22 protein-coding genes and 1 riboswitch are annotated in these 23,252 nt (G+C 28.9%); of the genes, 17 read left to right on the top strand and 5 right to left on the bottom strand.

Annotated elements, in window-relative coordinates; all coding sequences use genetic code 11:
* Positions 1 to 27 precede the first annotated feature (27 nt).
* Both KGF48_RS02465 and KGF48_RS02460 read left to right on the top strand, forming a co-directional pair.
* Positions 28 to 1,755, top strand: coding sequence for an ABC transporter ATP-binding protein (locus tag KGF48_RS02465; protein WP_227867718.1), 1,728 nt, complete (start codon positions 28 to 30; stop codon positions 1,753 to 1,755).
* Complete coding sequence (locus tag KGF48_RS02460; RefSeq protein WP_227840440.1) at positions 1,755 to 3,545, top strand: ABC transporter ATP-binding protein; 1,791 nt, start codon at positions 1,755 to 1,757, stop codon at positions 3,543 to 3,545. Before KGF48_RS02465 ends, KGF48_RS02460 begins: the two co-directional genes overlap by 1 nt.
* Before the next feature lie 143 nt (positions 3,546 to 3,688).
* On the opposite strand, the gene KGF48_RS02455 is transcribed toward KGF48_RS02460, so the two are convergent.
* The 3 genes from KGF48_RS02455 to KGF48_RS02445 all read right to left on the bottom strand — a co-directional run bounded on the left by KGF48_RS02455 (position 3,689) and on the right by KGF48_RS02445 (position 5,581).
* Entirely contained in the window at positions 3,689 to 3,997 is a 309-nt protein-coding gene (locus KGF48_RS02455; RefSeq protein WP_227827591.1) for a hypothetical protein, read from the bottom strand.
* Positions 3,998 to 4,260: 263 nt separating this feature from the next.
* Complete coding sequence (locus tag KGF48_RS02450; RefSeq protein WP_227840819.1) at positions 4,261 to 4,809, bottom strand: hypothetical protein; 549 nt, start codon at positions 4,807 to 4,809, stop codon at positions 4,261 to 4,263.
* Between the two features lie 100 nt (positions 4,810 to 4,909).
* On the bottom strand, positions 4,910 to 5,581 hold the full coding sequence (locus tag KGF48_RS02445) for a GntR family transcriptional regulator (protein WP_227840820.1): 672 nt from the start codon (positions 5,579 to 5,581) through the stop codon (positions 4,910 to 4,912).
* Positions 5,582 to 5,990: 409 nt separating this feature from the next.
* Between KGF48_RS02445 and garR the strand changes: the two genes are divergently transcribed.
* The 3 genes from garR to KGF48_RS02430 all read left to right on the top strand — a co-directional run bounded on the left by garR (position 5,991) and on the right by KGF48_RS02430 (position 9,906).
* Positions 5,991 to 6,881 (top strand): 2-hydroxy-3-oxopropionate reductase, encoded by an 891-nt coding sequence (gene garR / locus KGF48_RS02440; RefSeq protein WP_227840821.1) that lies wholly within the window; start codon positions 5,991 to 5,993, stop codon positions 6,879 to 6,881.
* Positions 6,882 to 7,028: 147 nt separating this feature from the next.
* Positions 7,029 to 8,411, top strand: coding sequence for a gluconate:H+ symporter (locus KGF48_RS02435; protein ID WP_227840822.1), 1,383 nt, complete (start codon positions 7,029 to 7,031; stop codon positions 8,409 to 8,411).
* A gap of 58 nt (positions 8,412 to 8,469) precedes the next feature.
* Positions 8,470 to 9,906: a four-carbon acid sugar kinase family protein gene (locus KGF48_RS02430; RefSeq protein ID WP_227840823.1), complete on the top strand. Its 1,437-nt coding sequence runs from the start codon at positions 8,470 to 8,472 to the stop codon at positions 9,904 to 9,906.
* Between the two features lie 116 nt (positions 9,907 to 10,022).
* Here KGF48_RS02430 and KGF48_RS02425 read toward each other — a convergent pair whose 3' ends face one another.
* Complete coding sequence (locus KGF48_RS02425) at positions 10,023 to 10,877, bottom strand: putative ABC transporter permease (RefSeq protein ID WP_227840824.1); 855 nt, start codon at positions 10,875 to 10,877, stop codon at positions 10,023 to 10,025.
* A gap of 285 nt (positions 10,878 to 11,162) precedes the next feature.
* Positions 11,163 to 11,486: a DUF1540 domain-containing protein gene (locus tag KGF48_RS02420; protein WP_227827584.1), complete on the bottom strand. Its 324-nt coding sequence runs from the start codon at positions 11,484 to 11,486 to the stop codon at positions 11,163 to 11,165.
* A gap of 202 nt (positions 11,487 to 11,688) precedes the next feature.
* On the opposite strand from KGF48_RS02420, the gene KGF48_RS02415 reads away from it, so the two are divergent.
* From KGF48_RS02415 to KGF48_RS02360, 12 genes are all read left to right on the top strand, one after another.
* The gene (locus tag KGF48_RS02415; protein ID WP_227840825.1) at positions 11,689 to 12,318 is read left to right on the top strand and encodes a hypothetical protein; all 630 of its coding nucleotides are present in this window, start codon (positions 11,689 to 11,691) and stop codon (positions 12,316 to 12,318) included.
* A 239-nt stretch (positions 12,319 to 12,557) separates the two neighbouring features.
* Positions 12,558 to 13,067 (top strand): crossover junction endodeoxyribonuclease RuvC, encoded by a 510-nt coding sequence (gene ruvC / locus KGF48_RS02410; RefSeq protein ID WP_227840826.1) that lies wholly within the window; start codon positions 12,558 to 12,560, stop codon positions 13,065 to 13,067.
* The gene (ruvA, locus tag KGF48_RS02405; RefSeq protein ID WP_227840827.1) at positions 13,060 to 13,662 is read left to right on the top strand and encodes a Holliday junction branch migration protein RuvA; all 603 of its coding nucleotides are present in this window, start codon (positions 13,060 to 13,062) and stop codon (positions 13,660 to 13,662) included. The genes ruvC and ruvA overlap by 8 nt, the downstream gene beginning before the upstream one ends.
* Positions 13,663 to 13,734: 72 nt before the next feature.
* Positions 13,735 to 14,754 carry a Holliday junction branch migration DNA helicase RuvB gene (gene ruvB / locus KGF48_RS02400; protein WP_227827580.1) on the top strand — a complete coding sequence of 340 codons (1,020 nt, stop codon included), beginning with the start codon at positions 13,735 to 13,737 and terminating at the stop codon, positions 14,752 to 14,754.
* A 315-nt stretch (positions 14,755 to 15,069) separates the two neighbouring features.
* Positions 15,070 to 16,095 carry a tRNA preQ1(34) S-adenosylmethionine ribosyltransferase-isomerase QueA gene (gene queA / locus KGF48_RS02395; protein WP_227840829.1) on the top strand — a complete coding sequence of 342 codons (1,026 nt, stop codon included), beginning with the start codon at positions 15,070 to 15,072 and terminating at the stop codon, positions 16,093 to 16,095.
* A gap of 11 nt (positions 16,096 to 16,106) precedes the next feature.
* Positions 16,107 to 16,592, top strand: a complete 486-nt coding sequence (locus KGF48_RS02390) for a phosphate-starvation-inducible PsiE family protein (protein ID WP_227482100.1) — start codon at positions 16,107 to 16,109, stop codon at positions 16,590 to 16,592.
* 78 nt (positions 16,593 to 16,670) lie between these two features.
* Complete coding sequence (tgt, locus tag KGF48_RS02385) at positions 16,671 to 17,792, top strand: tRNA guanosine(34) transglycosylase Tgt (RefSeq protein WP_227867717.1); 1,122 nt, start codon at positions 16,671 to 16,673, stop codon at positions 17,790 to 17,792.
* 133 nt (positions 17,793 to 17,925) lie between these two features.
* Entirely contained in the window at positions 17,926 to 18,219 is a 294-nt protein-coding gene (gene yajC, locus KGF48_RS02380; RefSeq protein WP_227827577.1) for a preprotein translocase subunit YajC, read from the top strand.
* 58 nt (positions 18,220 to 18,277) lie between these two features.
* Complete coding sequence (locus tag KGF48_RS02375; RefSeq protein WP_227827576.1) at positions 18,278 to 18,640, top strand: TIGR04086 family membrane protein; 363 nt, start codon at positions 18,278 to 18,280, stop codon at positions 18,638 to 18,640.
* A 65-nt stretch (positions 18,641 to 18,705) separates the two neighbouring features.
* On the top strand, positions 18,706 to 18,849 hold the full coding sequence (gene scfA, locus KGF48_RS02370; RefSeq protein WP_009891067.1) for a six-cysteine ranthipeptide SCIFF: 144 nt from the start codon (positions 18,706 to 18,708) through the stop codon (positions 18,847 to 18,849).
* Positions 18,850 to 19,160: 311 nt separating this feature from the next.
* Entirely contained in the window at positions 19,161 to 21,059 is a 1,899-nt protein-coding gene (locus tag KGF48_RS02365) for a cell wall-binding protein Cwp8 (protein ID WP_227867716.1), read from the top strand.
* Positions 21,060 to 21,553: 494 nt separating this feature from the next.
* Complete coding sequence (locus KGF48_RS02360; RefSeq protein WP_227867715.1) at positions 21,554 to 22,957, top strand: cell wall-binding protein Cwp9; 1,404 nt, start codon at positions 21,554 to 21,556, stop codon at positions 22,955 to 22,957.
* 204 nt (positions 22,958 to 23,161) lie between these two features.
* Positions 23,162 to 23,247, top strand: a riboswitch (cyclic di-GMP riboswitch).
* Positions 23,248 to 23,252 lie beyond the last annotated feature (5 nt).

The raw sequence follows: 23,252 nt of genomic DNA, 5'->3' as shown, positions 1-23,252 counted from the left end.
TCTCAAAAATTAAGAAAGGAGTAGAATATGAAATTAATTTTAAATTATTTAAAAAATTATAAGTTATTAATAGCATTAAATATACTGGCTATATTTAGTTTTGCATTAGTTGAATTAGGTATACCAACAATAATAGCTAAAATAATTGATAATGGTATTGCAAATCAAAACACAACTTACATAAAACAAATGGGAATAGTAATAGTTGTTATTTCTATTATAGGAGTTGTAGGTAGTGTATTATTGGGTTATTGTTCTGCAAAAATATCAACAGGAGTAACTAGAGATATAAGAAATGATATATTTAAAAAATCTCAAGAGTTTTCACACACTGAATACAATAAATTTGGTATTTCTTCAATGATTACAAGAACTACAAATGATGCATTTCAAATTCAACAATTTGTAAATATACTTCTTAGAACAGCTTTATTAACTCCAGTCATGTTTATTATAAGTATAATCATGACAATTAGAACAAGTGTAGAGCTTTCCTTGGTATTAGCTATATCAGTGCCTTTTATAATTATTGGAGTAGCAATAATAGCAAAAGTTTCTCAATCAATATCATCCAAACAACAAAAAGGACTGGATAAACTAAACCTTATATCAAGAGAAAATTTAACTGGAATAAGGGTAATCAGAGCATTTGGGAATAATGACTATGAGACAAAAAGATTTGAAGAAACAAATACATATTATGCTAATGTTTCTAAAAAATTGTTTAAACTTATGTCAATTACTCAACCCGCATTCTTTTTACTATTAAATATAGCTGTTTTAGCTGTGTTTTGGATTTCCAGTGAGAAAATAAATATTGGAGAAATTCAAGTTGGACAATTGGTTGCATTTTTGGAATATCTTTTCCATGCTATGTTTTCAATTATGCTTTTTTCAATGGTATTTATCATGTATCCAAGAGCAGAAGTTTCAGCAAATAGAATAAAAGAAATTTTAGAAGAAGAGCCACTTATAAAAAATCCTAAAAATGGAGTAAAAGATACTGAAAATAAAGGACTTATAGAATTTGACAATGTAACATTTACTTATCCAGATGGAGAGGCCTCTGTGCTTAAAGATATTTCGTTTACTGCAAAAACAGGTGAAACAGTTGCCTTTATAGGTAGTACTGGTAGTGGAAAGAGTACTCTAATTAACTTGATACCTAGATTTTATGATGTAACAGAAGGTAGCATTAAGATAAATGGAGTAGATATAAGGGAATATGACTTAAAGGCTTTAAGAAAAAAGATAGGATTTATACCTCAGAAAGCATTGCTTTTTACTGGTAGTATAGCAAATAATATTAGATTTGGTAAAAATAAAGCAGGAACATCAGAATTAGAACATTCAGCCAAAGTTGCACAGGCATATGAGTTTATATCAAAAAAACCTAGAAAATTTGATGAATTAATTAGTGAAGGTGGATCTAATGTATCTGGAGGTCAAAAGCAAAGACTTTCTATTGCCAGAGCTATTATAAGAAAGCCTGAAATATATATATTTGATGATAGCTTTTCTGCGTTAGATTTTAAGACTGATGCAATACTTCGTTCTAAGCTAAAAAAAGAAACAAAAAATGCAATCGTATTGATTGTTGCACAGAGAATTAGCTCAATTATTGATGCTGATAAAATTATAGTACTAAATGAAGGAAAAGTTGTTGGAATGGGAACTCATAAAGAATTATTGAAAAATTGTGAAATATACTATGAAATTGCAACATCTCAGTTGAAAAAGGAGGAATTGGAATAATGAAAAAGTCTAAAGGTTTTAAAAAAACAATTGGTAGACTTCTTCCATTTGTAAAGCAATATAAATTTTCATTTATTATAGCTATTATATGTATAATTTTAGCAGCTACTATGAATGCAATTGCTCCTAAAACAGAGGGATTAATAATAACACAATTAACTAAAGATGTAATTCGTATAGCAAAAGGAATACCAGGAGCATCTGTGAATTTTAACTATGTAGTAAAAATTTTGGTACTCTTAGCTTGTATATATGTTGCTAATGCAATTTTTACGTATGCTTCAAGTTTTTTACTTACAAATGCTATTCAAAATACAATGAGAGACTTAAGAAATGAAGTAGAAAATAAGATAAGAAAATTGCCTATTAGTTACTTTGACAGCAATAGTTTTGGAGATGTACTAAGCCGTATATCAAATGATGTAGATACAATATCAAATGCTTTACAGCAGAGTTTTATGCAAATTATCAACTCAATTTTAGTAATAATTTTGGCAATTTCCATGATGTTTACAATTAATGTATATATGGCATTTATAGCTCTTTTTATAATTCCAATTAGTTATTTTGTATCTAAGTTCATAGTAAAAAAATCACAAAATAGATTTTCATTACAACAAAATGCTCTTGGAAAATTAAATGGAAAAGTACAAGAGATGTATACTGGATTTAATGAAATAAAATTATATGGAAAAGAAGAAGACTCTATAGAAGAATTTAAAAAAGTAAATCAAGAACTTTGTGAAAATGGATTTAAGGCACAGTTTATATCAAGTATGATGAATCCAATGGTTTCATTAGTAACTTATTTTGGAATTGCATCAGTAGCAGTAGTTGGCTCTATATATGCAGTGAGTGGAGGGATAACAGTTGGAAATTTACAAGCATTTGTACGTTACATATGGCAAATAAATCAGCCTCTTTCACAGATGACACAATTATCAACTGTAATACAATCTTCTTTTGCAGCAATAGAGCGTGTATTTGAAATTTTGGATGAAGAAGAGGAAATTCCTGATGTTGAAAATCCAATTAAGATAGAAAATGTACAAGGAAATGTCACATTTGAACATGTAAATTTTGGCTATGGAGAAAGTGAAACCTTAATAGAAGATTTAAATGTAGAAATAAAAAGTGGTCAAATGGTAGCTATTGTTGGCCCTACTGGAGCAGGTAAAACAACATTAATAAACTTATTGATGAGATTTTATGATGTAAAGGGAGGAGCTATTAAAGTTGATGGAGTAGATATTAGAGATATGAGACGTGAAGATTTACGTTCAATGTTTGGAATGGTACTTCAAGATACATGGCTATTTAATGGTACTATTTTTGAAAATATAGAATATGGTAGATTTGGAGCTACTAAGGAAGAAATTATACAAGCAGCAAAAGTAGCAAATGTACATCACTTTATAACTACACTTCCAGATGGATATAATATGTTTTTAAATGAAGAAGCATCTAATATATCGCTTGGAGAAAAACAACTTTTAACTATAGCTAGAGCCTTTATATCAGACCCTTCGATATTGATATTAGATGAGGCTACTAGCTCTGTTGATACTAGGTTAGAATTGATGCTTCAAAAGGCAATGAGAAATCTTATGAATGGTAGAACTAGTTTTGTTATAGCACATAGACTTTCTACAATTCGTAATGCTGACTTGATTTTGGTTATGAATAATGGAAGTATTATAGAGCAAGGTAATCACGATGAATTAATGGAAAAAGGCGGATTTTATGAGAAGCTTTATAATAGCCAATTTGCAGATACAGAATCTGAATAAAAAAATATGTGTTTATATAATAGCTATAACTTAAATTACTAATGTTATAATTAAAAAGAGTATCAGCAAATTTATTTTTTTATAAACTTACTGATACTCTTTAGCTTTAAGCTTAAAATATTTATATTTGACAACTAATCTTGTTATATCTGATAACTAGAATTGCAGTATTTTTCTTTTTTACCTTTTTGTTCTCTGACATATAATAACTCACTTAACTTATTGATGTAATAACAATCGTCACTTATGCGAATTAAACTAGTTAGATAATATCCGTCTTTACTTCGAGGAATTTTTTTGTTTATAGCTAAGTCAATAGCTGTTTTTGCTGCTTCAAAATGTTTTAAATGTGTATGACCTTCTTCAAAATTCTTTCTAGTATTATAAACTACATAACCGTTTTTAACTTGAAAAACTATAAATTCTTTTTTTTCATATATTTTATTAAACATTTAATCAGCCTTTCTCAAGATAGTTTTATAGTATAACAATAGAAGCTTCTAAAAAGTTTTATAAAGAGCATAAATATTATGTAAATTATAAGCCTAAAGACTATAATTTTATAAAGATAAATTTTTTATTACTTATATAATAATTCATAGAAGTTAAAAGTAAATTATCTTTAAGTTAAACAAAAGTAAAATAAAAGACTAGTTATAATATTTATATGAAAAAGTACAAAATATAGTATAAAAATATAGAAAAATTAAATTATTTACTTGCAGTTTCTGGTTCCATAAGTATATTTACCTTGAGATATATTATCATCATGAAAATATATTCTCTCACAAATTTTATCTCCCCATAGAATATTTTTTGTTATTTTATGTGATGTATCCCCTGTAAATACTTCAGCAACAGTGGTATCAGTAACATCACAATAAAGGGATGCAAATTCCTTAAACCAAGGATTTTCTTCAAAGCGTGAAAGCCAGGAAGCTCCATAAGGACAGTGTAACTCTTCAAATTCAGGAACCCAACCTAAAAATGGGACATCAGTTATACTAACAATATTGTCAGCAATCAATTCATCTCCATTTTCATTGGCTCTTTCTCTCATAGCAATAGCTCTTTCTTCTGATCTTTCAAACAAAACTTTTTTCAATATTTCAGCAGTTTTTTCATTTCCAAATTCCTCAACTAATACTTTGGTAAAATAAAAATATAAATCACCAAAGTGTTTACAGGCCATACGAACTTCTTCAATAGCATAATCCTTGTCGATAGTTTCATTAGTTACAGTATCTTTGTTCAAAAAAATCACTCCTTAAAATAATAGTAGTTACACTATAATTATAGAGTATTTTTTATAAATAAGAAATTGATTTAAGATAAATAAAATTTTAGTAAATATAAATAGATTATTAAAATAATTTATTATTACAAAAATCTTCTAAATTGATGTATTTAGGAGTTTCCATATGTATAAGTGTTGTTTTATAAATATCTTCAGTACATCCGTTAGATATATTATTAAAAATATCTGTATGTTCTTTTAATGTTGTTTCTAGTCTTCCCTCATGAGATAGTGAATCAAGAGCTAATTTTTTTATTCTGTACATATAGCTGTTGAACATCTTATCAAATTCAGTATTTTGAGCATATGAAACGATTGTTGTGTGAAATAAAGTATCGTATTCTGCAAATGTATTTAAATTCTTATCACTTGATACAATGTCTTTTTGTTTATCTAAAAGATACTTTAATTTATCTATAGTTTCAATTGCTCTAGGTTCTTTGTATTGACTCGTAATTAAAAAAGTGCAAAACCCTTCTATTGCAGAGCGTATTTGAAATATCTCTACAATTTCATTAGCTGTGATTTGATGAATTTTAAAACCCTTACTTGGAATTATATCTATAAAACCATCTTGGCTGAGTCTTTGAAGAGCATCTCTTATAGGTGTTCTTGAGATACCTATTTCACTCGCAAGCTTTGTTTCAGAATATATTTCATTTTCTATTATTTCACCAGATAGTATTAATTCTTTTAAATAGTCATATGCTTGTTCTTGTAATCTTTTAAATGTAGCCATATTTTATACCCCCTAAACAATGTGAAAATACAAAAACTTATATAATGTTAAGAATACAACATAGTAAAATTAAGGTCAATCCTTTGAAATTTAAATTATATATTGGACTATATAAATAAATGTTTAGTTGAATGATACTTAATTATTGATAAAAATAATTAATATAAAGAAAAATAATTAATATAAAGTATGATTAAATATAATATGGAAATAGTGTGTATTATTTAACATAAATAGTGTGTATTAAATATGGTAATAAGAGTTGAATTCTATTATAGAAGGCTAAAAAGAATGTTTTATTGTTAAAATAAATACTTTCATATTTTATATTGACCGGTATACTGGTGTGTAGTATACTTTAAATCATAAAAAACGTTTTCAAAAATGTGAAAATATGGAGGGGTATATAATGAAGTTAGGATTTATTGGATTAGGAATAATGGGAAAACCAATGGCTAAGAATTTAATAAAAGGTGGATGCAATCTTTTAGTATATGATATTAATAAATCTGCTGTAGATGAGCTTGTATCATATGGTGCAAAATATGCAAGTCTTTCAGAAATAGGTGAAGAGTGTGAAATTGTATTTACAATACTTCCAAATGGAGCCATTGTTCAAGATATATTATTTGGAGCTGATGGTTTAACAAACACTTTAAAAGAGGGCAGTATAATTGTAGATATGAGTTCAGTTACTCCTACAGAATCTATGTCATGTGCAGAAAAATTAAAGCAAATGAACTTAGAATTTATAGATTCACCAGTAAGTGGAGGTGAACCAAAAGCAATTGATGGAACACTTGCTTTTATGGCTGGTGGTAAAGAAGAAGTATATAAAAAAGTAGAGCCATTTTTTAATATAATGGGAAGTTCATCTATTTTAATTGGAGATAATGGCAGTGGAAGTGTTACAAAACTTACAAATCAAGTAATAGTTAATCTTACAATAGCAGCAGTATCTGAAGCATTTGTACTTGCAGCCAAAGCAGGAGCAGACCCAGAAAAAGTGTACAAAGCAATAAGGGGAGGTCTAGCTGGCAGCACAATATTGGATGCAAAAATACCAATGATTATGAATCGTGATTTTAAACCAGGTGGAAAAATATCTATCAATCTAAAAGATATAAAAAATGTAATGAAGACAGCACACAATTTGGATGTGCCGCTACCTATGACAAGTCAGCTATTAGAAATTATGCAAACATTAAAAGTACATGGACATTTAGAAGATGACCATGGTGGAATAGCTCAATATTTTGAAAAATTAGCAGGTATTGAAATAAAAAAACACAATAACTAATGGCAAATATATTGATGAGATAGTAGGTATGTATTATTAAAATTAGATTTAGATTATATTATACAAAGACAATAGAGTTACAGTATCATAATAAAAGAAAAAATAAGGTTAAGAGATAATAAAGTAAATTATAAAGGGGAAAAGATTATGATTACAGGATATGGACTTTTGATAGCATTTATTATATCTATAGGAATTTTGCTTGTGTCGATTATTAAGTTTAAAGTAAATCCATTTTTGGCATTGCTTATAACATCTATAATTACAGGCTTTATGGTTAAGATGCCTATAAATGAAATTTCAACTACAATATCAGCTGGATTTGGAAGTACATTAGGTAGTATTGGTATTGTAATTGGGCTTGGAATAATATTTGGAAATATACTTTCAGAATCAAGAGCAACAGAATCTATTGCAAAGGGATTGCTGGCTAGAACTGGAGAAAAAAATAGTGCATTAGCTATAACTACAGCAGGATTTTTAATTTCAATTCCAGTGTTTATGGATGCAGCATTTGTTATAATGATGCCTATAATTAAATATGTTTCAAGAGTAACCAAGAAATCTCTTATGGTTTTTGTGTGTGCATTAGGAGTTGGTACAATAGTAGGTCATGCACTTGTAATACCAACACCAGGGCCTTTAGCTGTTGCAGCAAATGTAAATGCAAATGTAGGCAGTTTTATACTTTATTCCATAATTGTTGCATTTCCAGCAGCTCTTTTAGGAGGATGGATTTATGGAAAACGTTTTGAAAAGTATCCGGCTTATGCAATTGACGAAAATAATAAAGAAAAAAATTTAGAACAAGGAAAAGAGAGTATTGAACTTGAAAATGATAACTCTGATAAAGTGCCAGGTTTTGGAGTTTCTATGTTTTCTTTATTATTTCCAATACTTCTTATACTTGTATCAAACGTATTTAGTATGTTTTTAGAAAAAGGTTCTAAAATGAGTGGAATACTTGCATTTATAGGAGATAAGAATATAGCAATATTGCTTGGAATATTGGTAGCAATAGTATTTTTGAAGAGGTACATAAGTAAGCCTATGGGAGATGTTGTTATTGAAGCTGCTGATTCAGCAGGATTGATATTATTAATAACAGGCTCAGGAGGAGCATTTGGTAGTGTTATAAATGCTAGTGGAATAGGAAACTTCTTAGTTGACACTATGTCTGGACTTAGTATATCAGTTGTGGTACTTGGATTCTTATTAAGTGCATTGCTTAGAATTTCTCAAGGTTCTGCTACTGTAGCACTAGTGACTACATCATCAATTTTAGGGCCTACTATTTTAGCAACTGGTATGTCACCAGTTTTAGTAGGGCTTGCTATATGTGCTGGTGGTGTTGGTTTCTCTCTTCCAAACGATTCGGGATTCTGGGTACTTTCAAGATTTAGTGGCTTGTCAGTTAAGGATACTTTAAATTCATGGACAATAGGAGGTACCATTGCTGGTGTTACAGCATTTATAATGGTTTTATTACTTAGTGTTATAAACGGTATTGTACCACTTCCAGGTTTATAAAAAATATAAATACTAAACATAAGCATACTATAATAAATTACATAAAGGGGGATTTTTAGTGAGAGAAGTCAATTCAATTAACATAGATATACTTGATACTTTTAAGACCGTAGATGAAGATAAATTAAATAAATTACTTGTAAATGAACTTAAAAATTTAAATAGAAAGATTATTGTATTAGATGATGACCCAACTGGAGTACAAACAGTTCATGATGTTTCTGTATATACTGATTGGGATGAGAGTAGCATAGAACAAGGCTTTGATGAAGAAAATAGTATGTTTTTTATACTTACTAACTCAAGGGGATTTACAGTTGCTCAAACAACAGAAGTGCATAAGGAAATTTCAAAAAATATTGTGGATATTTCTCAAAAAGTTAATCAAGATTTTATTATTATAAGCCGAAGTGATTCAACAATGAGGGGACATTATCCTCTTGAAACTAATCTGTTGAAAAATGAGGTGGAAAAATTATCAGGGAAACTATTTGATGGTGAAATAATAATGCCATTTTTCAAAGAAGGTGGAAGATTTACCATAGACAATGTACATTATGTAAAAGAAGGAGAGATGCTTGTACCAGCGGGAATGACTGAATTTGCAAAAGATAAATCCTTTGGTTATAAATCTTCTGATATAGGAGAATGGTGTGAAGAAAAAACAAATGGAGAATATAAATCTAGTGATATGATATACGTTTCATTAGAGGAACTTAGAAGTCTAAATATTGATAGTATAACAGAAAAGCTTAAAATGGCTAAGAACTTCAATAAAATCATTGTAAATGCAATAGATTATGTAGATGTAAAGGTATTTACAATTGCGTTTATACGTGCAGTAAATAGTGGTAAAGAATTTATATTTAGAAGTGCTGCTGCTATAACAAAGGTACTTGGTGGGGTAAGTGATAAGGAATTACTTACTAAAGAGGAATTAGTATCAAAAGATAATACTAATGGAGGTATTATACTTGTTGGTTCACATGTAAATAAAACTACTCAGCAACTAGAAGAACTTAAAAATTGTAAGCATCCTATAGAATTTATAGAGTTTAATCAACATTTAGTTTTGCAGGAAGATGGATTGAAAAATGAAGTAAAAAGAGTTATACAAGTTGTAGAAGAGAAAATAACTAATGGAAAAACTGTTGCTGTGTATACTAGACGTGAGCGTTTTGATTTAGATACGAATGATAAAGATAAACAACTTATTGTTTCTGTAGAAATTTCAGATGCTGTGACTAGTATAGTTGGTATGCTTAATGTAAGACCAAATTTTATTATAGCAAAAGGTGGAATTACATCTAGTGATGTTGGAACTAAGGCACTAAAAGTAAAAAAAGCTACTGTAATGGGTCAAATAAAACCTGGTATACCAGTATGGATGACAGGAGAAGAAAGTAAATTTCCTAATATGCCATATATAATTTTCCCTGGCAATGTTGGAGAAGTTAGCACACTTAGAGAAGCTGTTGAAGTATTAATGGGTTAGAAGAAAATCTTTTATTTCATCATTTCAACAATGAAAAAGAGGCTTATCTCTATTTTGAGACAGCCTCTTATTTGTATTTATAAATATTTATATTACAATATGGCATATAATTTAGATTATTTATTTTTTTTGATTGATTTAATATCTTCTTTGATTTTATTTAAAATATCTTTATGCTTATTAGAGCTTATATTAGGGAACGCTTTAATAATACGTCTATGAAGCAATTTGTGGCTAGATAGTAGAGTATTAAGTTTGTTTTTAAGTTCTTCAATTCTGTTTTTAGCATAACGATAATTTTCTCTTTCTTTTAATATCTCAAATCTATCTTCTAAAGTCTCAAGTCTATTTTCAACTAAAGATTCAAGCTTACTTTCAATAGTTTCTTGTGTGATAACTTTGTAGTATTCTTTTTTATCTTTTAATTCCTTAATTATAAGATGGATTTGTTTTAATTTGCCATTTAATTGTAAAATTGTGTGTACTGTAATTATTAAATCTAAAACAAAATAAATTTCTATAGATATACCAAGAATAAATAGTATATTCTTAGGAATATAATCTATGAAATCAACTACAATAGGATGTATTATCAGCATTACAATTAATGATAATACACCAAACATAAGTGAATTTTCTAAGCAAACTCTTCCGTGAATGTTGAACTTGTGATTGGAATAATCCCACCACTTCATATTAAATAGTTTTTCTAATACAAAACTTGTAAAATACTCCATTATGCTGGTTATAATTATACTAAATACAAATAATAAGGGAATATTATGAACAAAAGGAGTCAGTGTAGCTACTATTGCTAGTGCCCCAAATCCATATATAGGACAAAAGGGTCCATTTAAAAAACCTCTATTTACAAATTGTTTTTGCAAAACAGAACAATATGTAGTCTCACAACACCATCCTATAAAGCTATAAATTACAAAATAAAGAAATTGAATATAAAATGTACTCATAAGCACCTCATTTCTAGTTAATATAACATTATATAATACTATATATCTGATATTTTCTTTCATAATTAACTATATTACCTTAAACTTAATTTACATATTGATTATACCAATTTATAGAAATTTATCAAATTTAATTACAATTATAATATTATATGCAAAACCATAGCAATGAGATTTTATTTAAAATAAATAAGGGTGTCAAGTATAATCGAACTAATACCTGTAGATACTCTACAGTATATTGCTTTGATTAACTTTGACACCTTTATATTATTTATATTTTACTTATTTACATTTAAAACTAGAACAACATGTTTCAGTGTAAAGATTTACTCTATCAGTTTCAGGAGCGACTAATATATTATCAAGATTACATAAGCTACCATCTTTATTGTACTTACAAGTCTTGACACTACAAACTAATTCTTCACAGTTTCTATTGTTAACATTGTTAGATAGATTACTATAAATAGACTCATCTAAAAACGAACTACAGCAAGTATGTCTATCATTATGAGCTTGTTCACCATTTATAAAAATTTTATCTGCATAACATATATGGCTGTTATTATGTGAGCAGTTAGTTACATTACAATTGATTCTTTCCAAAGTTATTACCTCCTAAACTATTATTTATTATAAATTATGTCCATATAATTGCAAGAATATAACATTTAAGAGAAAACTTCCTTTTAGAAAATATCTATTTTTAGACTAATTTGAAATACAGATATATTTTCTTCTAAAATTTACCTAAATTGTATAAAAACTTACAGCTTGGAGAAAATAATAGAAAAAGGAGGCGTAATCAATGTTTGAAAAGAAGAAAAAAGAATTATTTCCTTGGAAAATATCTGCATTAGTACTAGTAGGAGTTTTTGTATTAAGTAGCGGAGTTTATATAGGAACAAAATTAAAAAACAATGGAGTTCAAACTGGTAAAGTTGTAAGTACTAGTGCGAATATGAGTGAAGAATCAAAAGAAGCTTTTGGATTAAATAAAAACTGCGAAGTTTGGCTTCAAGGCGAAGGCGAAAACGAAACTAACTATAAGAGAGTACTTACAATGGCTGGAGTAGTTCCAGAGTCATTATTAGATAAGACAAAATCAGAAATAGTATCATATTTTAAACAAGAATATCCAACTAAAAAAATAAAGAGTATGGATAAAAATGAAATCATATTGGTAGAATCTAAAAACAGTGATAATAAAGATGTACAAGCAATGAACACTACTATAAAAGGTAAATATACAATTGAAAATGATAATGGAAATATAGCATTGTATAAATACGATGATAGTGGAAATAAAACATTAGTAGAAAAAACAAAAATAAGAGTAGATTCACTTCCTAAGACTGTTCAAGATGAACTTAAAAAAGGTGTAGTTATGGATACAGAGGAAGATGCTTATTCAAGATTAGAAGATTTTGCAAGTTAATATTAAGATTCAAACTATATTTAATGCCTATTAAAATACAATAATTTATTTGTACTAAATATAAAAGTTATATTGAAGTGAGAAGTTTGCTTTGATATAACTTTTTTATTTGATTTTATATTTAACATAAACCATTTTATGATTTGTTAATATTATTTATGGTATAATGATTTAGAACATAAGTTTTTATGAGAAATACATTTTGGTATTTCTTTTATTTTTAGGAGGAATTTTTTAAAATGATGATATTGGGGATTGACCCAGGTATAGCCATAGTTGGATATGGTATAATTGAATATAAAAATAGTAAATTTAAAGTAATAGATTATGGAGCAGTAACAACACCTGCGCATATGGATATCTCTAAGAGGTTAGAACTCGTATATAAAGGAATTGATACAATAGTAAAGAATTACAATATAGATGAAGTTGGAATGGAAGAACTATTCTTTAACAAGAATGTAAAAACTGCTATAACAGTAGCACAGGCTAGAGGAGTTACTATGCTTGCTTGTGCACATAATGGTAAACCAGTATATGAATACACTCCACTTCAAGTAAAACAAGGTGTAGTTGGATATGGTAGAGCAGATAAAGCACAAGTTCAACAGATGGTAACCTCATTTTTAAGTTTAAAAAAAGTTCCAAAACCAGATGATGTTGCAGATGCTCTAGCTGTGGCTATTTGCCATGCTCATTCAAATAAACTTGAAAAAACTCTAAAGAATATAGGTGGGAAGTATGTATAGTTATATAAAAGGTACAGTAGAAGAGATATATATAGACAGTATAGTTGTTGAAAACAATGATATAGGATATAAGATAAATGTGTCATCCAATACAATAATGAATTTGCAAATAGGAAATACTGCAAAAATATATACTAAACTAATAGTAAGAGAAGATGATATGAGTCTTTGTGGTTTTGCAAGTAGGGAAGAATTAAAGATGTTTGAATTGCTTACATCTGTGTCAAAAATAGGACCTAAGGTGGGGCTTTCAATACTATCATTTGCATCACCATCACAACTAGGAGCTTATATTTTGAGCGAAGATGTTGGGAAACTATCTAAGGCTCCAGGCGTTGGTAAAAAGACAGCAGAGAGAATTGTTTTAGAACTTAAGGATAAAGTGGATAAAAATAATATAGAATTTGAACCAACATTATTATCACAAAAACCTACTTTAATATCTCAAGATGAATCTATAGATGCACTTGTAGCTTTGGGATATACCTTAGCAGAATCAAAAGAGGCAGTTCAAAAATGTAAAAAAGATGGTATGAATACAGAAGACATTATAAAAAAAGCACTTACATATATAATGAGTAAATCTATGAAGTAGCATTTAATTTGTAAATGTAAAATAATATTTAAAATAAAGTAGATTTCCAAAATTATGGAAGGAGGGGTATAGATGCAAGATTTTGAAGATGAAAATAGGATAATAACATCTACCATGAAGATGGAAGATATAGATATAGAAAATAGTTTAAGACCAAAGACACTAGAAGATTATTTAGGTCAAGAAAAATCCAAAGAGCAACTTAGTATATTTATAGAGGCAGCAAAATCAAGAAATGAGCAGTTAGACCATGTACTTTTATATGGACCACCAGGGCTTGGAAAAACTACGCTAGCGAGTATAATAGCTAATGAGATGGGAGTAAATTTGAGGATTACATCAGGACCCGCAATAGAAAGAGCAGGGGACTTAGCAGCTATACTTACAAATTTGAATGAAAATGATGTTTTATTTATAGATGAGATACATAGAATCAATAGGAGTGTTGAAGAAGTCTTGTATCCAGCAATGGAAGATTTTTGTTTAGATATAATAATTGGAAAAGGACCATCTGCAAGAAGTATAAGGCTTGACCTTCCTAAGTTTACACTTATTGGAGCTACTACAAGAGCTGGTATGCTTACAAATCCACTTAGAGATAGATTTGGTGTTATTTGTAAATTAGATTATTATACAGTTGATGAACTTTCAAAAATAGTGCTTAGGTCATCAAATATTTTAGATGCAGAAATACAATCTCAAGGAGCTTTAGAGCTTGCAAAACGTTCAAGAGGGACTCCAAGAATAGCAAATAGATTACTAAAAAGAGTTAGAGATTTTGCACAGGTTAGAGCTGATGGAAGGATAACTGATGAAGTTGCAAAGGATGCTCTTGAACTTTTGGGAGTTGATAATTTAGGTCTTGATTTTGTGGATGAAAAGCTTCTTATGACTATAATAGAAAAATTTAGGGGTGGCCCGGTAGGTCTTGATACATTAGCAGCTTCAATTGGTGAAGATAGAAATACAATAGAAGATGTGTATGAGCCATATTTGCTTCAACTAGGGTTTATAAATAGAGGACCTAGAGGTAGAGTAGCCATGCCCCTAGCCTATGAACATTTAAAAATACCTTATCCTAGTGATAGATAAAAATACAAAAAGAGGTATTAATTAAACAAATAATCATTAAATTAAAATATTTCTAAAATGGGTAAAAATTCAAACATATCCACAAAATGGTAATTATATCTGTAGATACTGTGGATAAATACAAGGAAAAATGTGTGTACTTTATCTATATATTGTGGATAAGACGTGCATATCGTGGAAAAATATCTATATATTGTGGATATACTGTATGTTAAAAAGAGGGATTTATTGATATATTCTGGTAATATTGTAGAAAATAAGTTGTTTTTTTGATATTATTGTAGCTAGAGAAATTTTAAGAGAGGAAGTTTGACATTGAAAACAAGTGATTTTAAATTTGATTTACCACAGGAACTTATAGCTCAAGTTCCTATAGAAGACAGAGCTAGTTCAAGATTGATGGTATTAGATAAAGAAACAGGAGAAATTGAGCATAAAGTATTTAGAGACATAATAGAATATTTAAATCCAGGAGACTGTTTAGTTTTAAATAACACTAGAGTTATACCTGCTAGATTAATAGGGGAAAAACTTGAGACTGGTGGAAAAATTGAATTTTTATTATTAAAAAGAACAGAAGAAGATACTTGGCAAGCTTTAGTAAAACCAGGTAAAAGAGCAAAAGTAGGAACTAAGTTTTCCTTTGGAAATGGAAAATTGATTGGAGAAGTTGTAGATTTATCAGATGAAGGTTCAAGAATTATAAAGTTTCATTATGATGGAATTTTCGAGGAGATTTTAGATGAGCTTGGAAATATGCCACTTCCTCCATATATAACTGCTAGATTAGAGGAAAAAGAAAGATACCAAACTGTTTATTCAAAACATAATGGCTCAGCAGCGGCACCTACAGCAGGTCTACACTTTACAGAAGAATTATTAAATGAAATAAAAGAAAAAGGTGTAGATATAGCATTTATAACTTTACACGTTGGTTTAGGTACTTTTAGACCAGTAAAAGTAGATGATGTTTTAAATCATAAGATGCATTCAGAATATTATATGGTCAGTCAAGAGGCAGCTGACAAAATAAACAGAGCAAAAGAAAGTGGGAACAATGTAGTATGTGTTGGAACTACTAGTTGTAGGACTATAGAATCAGCTTGTGATGAAAATGGCAAGATGAAAGAAACTAGTGGTTGGACAGACATATTTATATATCCAAGTTATAAATTTAAGGTTTTGGATAGACTTATAACTAATTTCCATCTACCAGAGTCTACCTTAATCATGTTAGTAAGTGCTATTTGTGGAAAAGATAATGTATTAAATGCATATAATGAAGCAGTAAAAGAAAGATATAGATTCTTCAGTTTTGGAGATGCTATGATTATAAAGTAGGGAGGTAATAGATGCATAGTTTACAAAAACAAAAAAAGAATAACCCTATATTAAAGATTGCTTTTATATTTGAACGTGTATTAGCAGTAGTAGTTCTGATAGCAGTATTTTTAGGTACAATAGATGTATTAAGACTTATGTGGGGAGCATATATAGTTGATTTTCAAAATCCAGTACAATACAGTCAGCTTAATGATTTCTTAGCACAAATATTACTTTTAGTAATAGGTGTTGAGCTTGTAGTAATGCTATCACTTCACATACCAGGAGCATTTATTGAGGCACTACTATATGCTATAGCCAGAAAAATGTTATTACTTCCTAAAAATGAAGGGATGATAGATGTTTTAATTGGAGTTATAGCTATTGCAGGACTATTTGCTATAAAAAAGTTTTTAGTAACAAAAGACAAGAGTGCTCTTAATATAACGAGTATCCATGATGAAGAAGCAATCAAAGAACAACAAAGCAAAGAAGATAAAGATAAATCTATTTAGAAAATATATTAGATATTTAGATTAGTAAAAATATATATTATGGAATAACTAGAAATAAAAATTATTAAGGAGAAATTTATGTACGCAGTAAGATACGAACTGATAAAAACTTGTAAACAAAGTGGTGCAAGGCTTGGAAGATTACACACACCACATGGAATTATAGAAACACCAATATTTATGCCTGTTGGGACTCAAGCAACAGTAAAATCTATGACACCAGAAGAATTAAAAGAGATTGGTTCACAAATAATACTTAGCAACACTTATCATCTATATATGAGACCAGGACATGAACTTATAAAAAAAGCTGGTGGACTTCATAAGTTTATGAACTGGGATAAGCCAATACTTACAGATAGTGGAGGATTTCAAGTATTTAGCTTAGGGCCTTTAAGAAAGATAAAAGAAGAAGGCGTAGAATTTAGGTCACATCTAGATGGTTCAAAACATTTTTTAACTCCAGAAAAAGCTATGGAAATACAAAATGCGTTAGGCTCAGACATAATGATGGCATTTGATGAATGTACACCATACCCAGCAGATAGAGAGTATGTAAAGAATTCATTAGAAAGAACAACAAGATGGTTAAAAAGATGTAAAGATGCCCATAATAATACAGACAAGCAAGCTTTATTTGGTATAATACAAGGTGGAATGTATAAAGATTTAAGAGAGCAATCAGCAAAAGAAATAACAAGTATTGATTTACCTGGATATGCAATTGGTGGACTTAGTGTTGGAGAACCAAAACCACTTATGTACAATGTACTAGAACACACAACTCCATTTATGCCAAAGGACAAACCAAGATACTTAATGGGAGTTGGTAGTCCAGATGATTTGGTAGAAGGTGTTATAAGAGGAGTAGATATGTTTGACTGCGTTTTACCTACTCGTATAGCTAGAAATGGAACTGCAATGACTAGTCAAGGTAAAGTAGTGGTTAGAAATGCAACTTATGCTGAAGACTTTACTCCACTTGACCCTGAATGTGACTGTTACGCTTGCAAAAATTATTCAAGAGCTTATATAAGACATCTTGTAAAAGCAAATGAAATATTGGGTGCAAGATTGATAACTACTCATAATCTTCACTTTTTACTAAATTTAATGAAACAAATAAGACAAGCGATAATGGAAGATAGATTACTTGATTTTAGAAATGAATTTTTTGCAAAATATGGGTATGAAATATAGGTTTTGCACTATTAATTATAATCATTTTAATATATAATATTCAATAGTACTCAAAGCTAAAGAAAGTAAATTGTTATATAAACATTTATTATGATTTACAAAAGAGTATAATTTACAAAGGAGTGAAAAATTAATGCCACAGCAACAAATAATGATGAGTGTAGGTCTATGGATAGTAGTAATAGCAATCTTTTATTTCCTAATGATTAGACCTCAAAAGAAAAAAGACAAACAATTAAAAGAAATGAGAAGTAGCCTAGGTGTAGGAGACAAAGTCATTACAATAGGTGGAATAGTAGCTAATGTAGCTAAAGTTGAAGATGATGTTGTAATATTAGAATTAGGACCAAATAGAACTAAAGTTCCATTTGAAAAATGGGCTATAGGTACAGTTCAATCTAGAAAAGAAGAAATAGAAGAACAGTAAAATAGTAATTTAAAAGCCTTTTCTCGAATATATATTAATTTGAGAGGAGGTTTTTTTTATGGGAAAATCTAATTATATTTTTAAAGGTTTGGGATATGCATATATAATAACTTTGGCTGTTTTATTAGTGTATAACTTATTTTTGACATTTACAGATATTGGTGGAGATAATATAACTATGGTTGCATCATTTATAACTACTATTTCTGCAGCTATAGGTGGTTTTTACACTTCAAAACACATGCAAGAAAAGGGACTTATGTATGGGCTTTTAGTTGGACTTTTGTACATAGTGTGTATTTTTTTGACTGTGTTTTTAGCACAAGAGAGCTTCGTATTTGAAGTAGGAATGATTTATAAGTTATTGCTTATATCAGCAGCAGGAGGTATTGGAGGCGTATTGGGTGTCAACTTTAAATAGAGTTTATATTAAGCTGGTTTTGTGATATAATCAATAGGAAACAATTAGAAATGGAGGCGTTGAAAATGGAAAATAAACATGTAAAAACTTTATCTCAAGCTACTTTAAAGCAAAGTGCTGCAAAAGGTGGATGTGGAGAGTGTCAAACTTCTTGTCAATCAGCTTGTAAGACTTCTTGTACAGTTGCAAATCAAGAGTGTGAAAGATAGAAAAGTATTGATTTAGTTGTTTGTAAGAGGGTATCTCAAAATGGTTCTTTTATCATGATGGGGTATCCTTTTTTATTTTTTTGTCTCCATATAAAATGCTTAATATATTTATATAAAATAAGGTTTGACTTGTTAGTATTTAATTTTTTATGTATTCAAAATCTAACTTTTTATTCTTATATTTCTAATATATGTATTAGTAAATTATGTAAACTTATAAAATGTATTGATAAATAATATTATATATAATATTATTTATATGTGGGAAATACGAATATAAAAAATTAAAAAAATATTCGGAGGACATAAATATGTTAAGTAACAAAAAGAGAAGTATGGCAATAGTAATGGCAGGAGCTACAGTTATGAGTGTAGCAGCACCAATATTCGCAGACAACACTGTGTCAGAAAATGTTGATAAAAATTACACAGTAAGTGCAAAAGATTCTACTAAACTAATCGAAGAGGTTAGAAAAGCATTAGAAATTAAGTTTGAAGAGACAAAAGCAGGAGCAAATGTAAATGATAGAGTTTACGATATAAAAGTAGATAATGTAAACTTAACTAATGCAACTCAATTACAAAACAAGATAAACTCATTAGTAGAAGGACAAAGTTTAAAAGTTACTATACAAGATAAAGGTCATCAAACTATAGGTGGAAAAGTAGTTGACTATAAAATTGAAAACTACAAAACAGCTCAAGAAATAGTAGATGCAGTTAATGCTTTTAATGCAACTTTAGCAGAAGATTCTGATAGCAAGCTAACAGCAACTATAAAATCTACTAGCACAGTTGAAGTAAAAAGAGCAAAAGATTCAAAAAATACAATCACAGTAAATGTAGGAGACCAACATTTAGACTTTGCAAAGGCAGTAACATCAGAAGAAGGTACTTTTGAAGGCTATGAAAAGAGTTATAGCGATATAGAATCAAAAGAATTACATACAATAACAGTTAAAAATGCAGATTTACAAGACATATCAGCAGAAGATTTATTTGATGGAGTTAGATTAACTACATTAGGTAGAGAAATAGTTAATAAAGTTAAAAATGGATATACTTTAACATTTGATAATGAAGCAATACTTACTCAAGAACAAGAAGATAGTGATGATAAAGATAAGCCAGAAAAATCAAGCTTTGACATGATTTTAAGTAAGACAAATGAAAAGCCAGAAACAATAAGTGTATCAAGTAAAAACCATAAATTAGTTAGAGATTTACACAAAGTGCTAACTGATGTAAAAGATGGAAAAGAATTAAAAGTAGAAGTTTTATCTGGAGATTCAAGATTTACAACAGCAGTAGAAGTTAGTAAGGAAAGATTTAAAGATGGAGAAGCAGATTCAATAATTTTAGTTGGAGAAGATGCTATAGTTGATGGATTAGCATCAGCACCACTTGCATCTCAAAAAAATGCACCAATACTATTATCTAAAAAAGATTCATTACCATCAGAAATAGAAGCTGAGATATTAAGAGTGCTTGGAAGTAACTTATCTTCTAAGAAAATATATATAGTAGGTGGAGAATCTAAAATATCAAAAGAAACAGAAGAAAAACTTTCTAAATTGGGTGTAAGTAAAGTTGAGAGAGTTTCTGGAGATGATAGATTTGAAACTTCTTTAGAAATAGCAAAACAATTAAAAGATACATTTAAAACTGCATTTGTAGTAGGTGGAAATGGAGAAGCAGATGCTATGAGTATATCTGCTAGAGCTGCTCAATTTGGAGCTCCAATAATAGTTACAGGTAACGAATTAGATGCAAGTGCTGAAAAATTATTAAAAGGAAAAGAATTAGAAATCGTTGGTGGAGAGAATTCTGTATCAAAAGAAGTTGAAGATAAATTAGTTGAAATAGATTTAAACAACAAAGTTGAAAGATTAGCAGGAGAAAACAGAAAAGATACTAATGCTAAAGTAATCAACAAGTACTATGCAGGAGCAACTAAAGCATATGTTGCAAAGGATGGTTATGTAGGTGGAAACGGACAATTAGTTGATGCACTTACAGCAGCACCACTTGCAGCTAGTTCAAAAGCACCAATAGTATTAACTACAGAAGAACTTTCTAAGTCACAAGAAGAAGTAGTTGAGTTAAGACTTAAAAATGCTACTAAGTTAGTACAAATAGGTGAAGGAATAGCTAAAAATGCTATTGAAAAAATAGCTGAAAAAATAAACTTATTTACTAAGAACCAATAATATATAAGATTTGATGTTATAAGCTTGTTTAGATAATATAAAATTATACAAGGTGTTTAGATAAGATATAATGTCTATAATATAAAATTATACAAGATGCTTAGATAAGATATGATGTCTACAATATAAAATATATACAAATAATGAAATAAAAATAATAAAAATAAGGTATCTCATTTAGAATTGATTTGAGGTACCTTATTTTCTTATTTTTTGATTATAATATTATAAAAAAATTATTATAAATGATATTGTTTATAATGATTAAACACCTTATTAACATATATTATTTTGAATTTATTACTTAATTAAATAAAATAAGTTATAATGTTTTGAATTTATGGAGAATAAAAACTTTAATTATAGTGTTTGAGTTATATGGATAACTATGGTATTATATATAAAATATGGTAACAAAACTGTAACTTTTTATTGAGAATAGATAAAAGTATTGATAAAAAAATATGAAAAATATATTGGGGGTAAATAATAATATGAAGAATAGTAGAAAGATATTAGCTATAGGACTTACACTATCTTTAGTAATGGTAAATACTCCTATAGTAAATGCGTTGACATCAGTTGAACAAATAAAAGGTAATGATAGGTATGAAACAGCGGCAAAAATAGCGGATAAACAAAGCTATAATACAGCAATACTAATTAATTCAGATAATAGCTTGGCAGATGGTCTTAGTGCAAGTGGTTTAGCTGGAGCCTTAAATGCGCCTATTTTAATGACAAAACAAAATCAAATTCCAAGTACTACTATGGAAAGACTGAACAAAGCAAACACTGTATATATAATAGGTTCAGAATCGACAATAAGTAAAAATATTGAAAATCAATTACTTTCTAAAAAGAAGGCTGTACAAAGAATATTTGGTGAGAATAGATTTGATACGAGCGTAAAAATAGCTGAGAAAATCAAAGAAATCAAGCCTATTGATAAAGTAATTATAGCTAATGGAATTACAGGAGAAGCAGATGCGATAAGTGCATCATCAGTAGCGGCAAGAGATGGAGTTCCTATAATACTTACAGATGGAAATAGTGTAGGATTTGATACTACAGGATTAAAGAGTTATGCACTTGGTACTAGTGAAATAATAAGTGATGAATTGGTCAAAAGTACAAATTCCGTTAGGTTAGGTGGAACAGATAGATTTGACACCAATAAGAGAGTTATACAAGAGTTTTATAAAAACAGTAAAGAGTTTTACTTAAGCAAGGGTCTACAATTAACAGATGCATTAGCCGCTTCTACAATAGCAAAAAATGCTCCTGTAGTCTTAGTGGAAAATGGTAGCAATAAAAGTATTTTAAGTGGAGCAGACAAACTTACAGTACTTGGAGGAATAAATCAGAATATAATCAAACAGTGTATAAATCAAGCTTCTCCAAATCAACAAGGATTATACTATAATCCAAATGATAGAGCGTTTAAGGACAGAATAAAGGGAAAAGTATATGCTCTTACAAAACAATACAGAAAAGAGAATGGAGTAAAAGAGTTATCTGTAGCAAGTAGATTAGAGGGACTAGCAAATGACTGGTCTAATTTAATGGCAAATAAGAAGACTTTATCTCATACAATAAATGGGAAAAATTCATATTCTACTTTTTTAAAGTACTTAGACTGGAGCGCGATTAAGCCTGGGTATGTTGCAGTTCAGGGTGAAAATATAATTAAATATAAAATTCCAGATAAACCTGTTTACACAAATAGAGATGCAGATGATATAGGAAATTTTATTTTTAATGAGTGGAAGACAAATCCTGAAGAAGGTACCAATATGCTACATAAAGGATATGAAATAATGGGATTTGGAATAGCCATAACGGGAGATAAGACTATATACGCAACACATGAGTTTTATGGAAGATATAAAGAATAAATATTTGTTATAATTTAGGTATCTTACAAAATGTAACTACACACAAAATGATAGCTGTGAGAAAATAATATATAAATAATAAAATTATAATGGAAAATAACATTTATATTAATACAATAGTATAAATGTTATTTTTTTAAAATTTAGTGAAAAAAATTGTATCAAAAAGTTTAAATATAGTATAAAATGGGTAAGAAAGTAGTGAAAATTAAATGGCAAAATTAGGGAAACCTAATGACGCAAAACTATAGGGGTTAAAGCTTTTAAAGCCATATCAGCCAGTTGCTAAAAAGAG

The sequence above is a fragment of the Clostridioides sp. ZZV15-6388 genome, assembly GCF_020657755.1.
Taxonomy (GTDB): Bacteria; Bacillota; Clostridia; order Peptostreptococcales; family Peptostreptococcaceae; genus Clostridioides.
This window is presented reverse-complemented; position numbering and strand designations above follow the sequence as displayed.